3 protein-coding genes are annotated in these 2,779 nt (G+C 34.0%); 1 reads left to right on the top strand and 2 read right to left on the bottom strand.

The genetic code is table 11. The features are described 5' to 3' along the window. Positions 1-260 precede the first annotated feature (260 nt). Positions 261-1,019 (top strand): SDR family oxidoreductase, encoded by a 759-nt coding sequence (locus tag AB3X49_RS20780; RefSeq protein ID WP_002031196.1) that lies wholly within the window; start codon positions 261-263, stop codon positions 1,017-1,019. 43 nt (positions 1,020-1,062) lie between these two features. Here AB3X49_RS20780 and AB3X49_RS20775 read toward each other — a convergent pair whose 3' ends face one another. Both AB3X49_RS20775 and AB3X49_RS20770 read right to left on the bottom strand, forming a co-directional pair. Beyond that, the gene (locus AB3X49_RS20775) at positions 1,063-1,752 is read right to left on the bottom strand and encodes a response regulator transcription factor (protein ID WP_367964467.1); all 690 of its coding nucleotides are present in this window, start codon (positions 1,750-1,752) and stop codon (positions 1,063-1,065) included. A 15-nt stretch (positions 1,753-1,767) separates the two neighbouring features. Then, positions 1,768-2,721 (bottom strand): sensor histidine kinase, encoded by a 954-nt coding sequence (locus AB3X49_RS20770; RefSeq protein ID WP_367964465.1) that lies wholly within the window; start codon positions 2,719-2,721, stop codon positions 1,768-1,770. Positions 2,722-2,779 lie beyond the last annotated feature (58 nt).

Raw genomic sequence — 2,779 nt, 5'->3', positions numbered from 1 at the left:
AATATAAAGTCTGAAAATTCATAATTGACTTTTATTTGTTAAACGTATTATAGGACTTTGTTCTTTTCATTGTCAACATTTTTTTAAAAATTCATTTTTAAAGTTCAATTCATACACTAAAAGGTTGTTTATTTTTCTCAAAACAAAATCGGAATGATCTTCTTACACGTACTCATATATTACTTAAGTATGTTTGCTTTTCTACATAAAGAAAAACAACTTAAAAACACATAAAAAATTTATGAGGAGATGAGAGAACTATGTTAAAAGGTAAAATAGCATTAGTTACTGGCGCAAGCCGAGGAATTGGACGTGCTATCGCAAAACGTTTAGCAAACGATGGTGCATTAGTTGCTGTTCATTATGGTAATCGAAAAGAAGATGCTGAAGAAACTGTTCATGAAATTCAATCAAATGGCGGATCAGCTTTTTCTATCGGTGCAAATCTTGAATCTTTACACGGTGTAGAAAACCTATATAATTCTTTAGATACTGAATTGCAAAAGCGAACTGGTGGAACGGAATTTGATATTTTAATAAACAACGCTGGAATTGGACCTGGTGCTTTTATTGAAGAAACGACTGAACAATTTTTTGATAGAATCGTTTCAGTAAATGCAAAAGCACCATTCTTCATCATCCAACAAGCTCTACCGCGTTTACGTGACAATAGCCGGATTGTTAATATCTCATCAGCCGCAACTCGCATTTCTTTACCTGATTTCGTTGCATATAGTATGACGAAAGGTGCAATTAACACAATGACTTTCACTCTAGCAAAACAACTTGGCGCACGAGGTATTACTGTAAATGCAATACTTCCAGGCTTCATTCAAACAGATATGAATGCGGAACTCTTGAGCGATCCAATGATGAAACAGTACGCTACTAACATTTCAGCTTTCAATCGATTAGGTGAAGTAGAAGACATTGCCGACACTGCTGCATTTCTCGCTTCTCCTGATAGTCGCTGGGTTACTGGACAATTGATTGATGTTAGCGGAGGATCTTGTTTGTAAATTCATTTACAATAAAAAGCCAGCAAAAATGCTGGCTTTTTTATTAGTGTGTAAAACGATATCCTACTCCCCAAATTGTTTCAATGTATGATTTATCAAATGGATCGAGTTCAATTTTTTGACGAATATTTTTCACATGTACAGCAACCGTTGCTGCATCACCAATTACATCCATCCCCCAGACAGTTTCAAAGAGACGATCTTTACTAAATACTTGGTTTGGATGTTCCGCCATACAAGTTAATAAATCAAATTCTTTTCCTGTTAACATGACCTCAGTTCCATTTATAAATACACGTCGTGCCGATTTATCAATAAGCAATCCTCGAATACGAATTTCATCTTTTATTTGTTCTCGCTTTCCTGTTAAACGATCATAACGGGCTAGATGAGCGTTTACACGCGCCACCATTTCACTTGGGCTAAATGGTTTTATAATATAATCATCTGCTCCAAAACCTAACCCTTTAATTTTATCGATTTCCTCTTGTTTTGCGGACACCATAAGTATTGGTATGTCCTTTTTCAATCGAACTTGTTTACAAATTTCATATCCATCTATTCCCGGTAACATTATGTCTAAAATTAACAAGTCATAATCCTCCAGAAGAACTCTTTGTAAACCTTTTTCACCAGAGTAATCAATATCTACTGTATACCCAGCAACCTCTAAATAATCCTTTTCTAACTCTGCTATAATAGCTTCATCTTCAATAATTAAAATTCCTTTCAAGATGCTCTCCTTTTTCTAATTGATTTTTTGTAATGTAAATGCCAGCGTCGTTCCTTTACCTTTTTTGCTTTCTACCCAAATATCACCACCATGTTGTGTGATAATCTGATGTGCAATTGACAAACCAAGTCCGCTTCCACCTGTTTTAGAATTTCTAGAATGATCTGCACGATAAAACCTTTCAAATATATGAGGCAACGCCTTCTCTTCTATTCCTACCCCATTATCTTTTATGTAAATCGTTACATAATCAATAGATTCGGTCATGCGAATTCCTATATATCCTTCTTCTTTATCCATATACTTCACACTATTCCAAATGATATTTGTAATAACACGACGTAATTTTTCACGATCACCTTTTACCAAAATAGAAGTATCCTTTTGAGCATCCCATCTCACTGCAATTCCCTTATCTTGTAATTCAAGCTGTAGTTCTTCTATACAATCAGATAAGTATTGATTAATTTCAACCTCTTCAAATTGAAACGGTTCCTCTTTTAAATCAAGTTTTGAAAAGAGAAAAAGCTCGTCAATTAATTGATCCATATCAAACACTTTATAATAAATAATCGTTAAATATTTATCTAATTGTTCTGGAGTTCGAGCGATACCTTCTTTAATTCCTTGTACATAACCTTTAATAGCCGTTATTGGCGTCCGTAAATCATGAGAAATATTTGAAAGCAACTCTTTACGATTTTTTTCATATTGCATTTGCAACTCGACAGATTCCTTCAACCTGCCACGCATCTCTTCAAACGATAAACTTAATTCACCTATTTCATCTTTCGCAAGTGGCTTTACTTGAAAATCTAAATCACCCTTTTGAATTCTTTCCGTTGCCTGCTTTAATGAATGCAATGGTTTAATAATACTCCGTGATATAAAATATGTTAATATTCCATTCGTAATAATTACCCCAAGTATTAAAGAGCATACGAAATACGGGAAAAATTCTCTAATCATTTCTTCTAAGAACCTGTCTAAAATCTAGGGTATAATCTATGTAAAAAGGATGATTCCT

Origin of the sequence: Bacillus sp. C30 (assembly GCF_040838255.1) — a bacterium.
GTDB classification, from domain to species: Bacteria; Bacillota; Bacilli; order Bacillales; family Bacillaceae_G; genus Bacillus_A; species Bacillus_A mycoides.
The sequence above is the reverse complement of the archived record's forward strand: the minus strand, read 5'-3'. Positions and strand labels throughout refer to the sequence as shown.

What these genes read in the sequence shown, in the direction of transcription:
- AB3X49_RS20780 (WP_002031196.1), top strand. Translation starts at nt 261, where the DNA reads ATGTTAAAAGGTAAAATAGCATTAGTTACTGGCGCAAGCCGAGGAATT.
- AB3X49_RS20770 (WP_367964465.1), bottom strand. Translation starts at nt 2,721, where the DNA reads ATGATTAGAGAATTTTTCCCGTATTTCGTATGCTCTTTAATACTTGGG.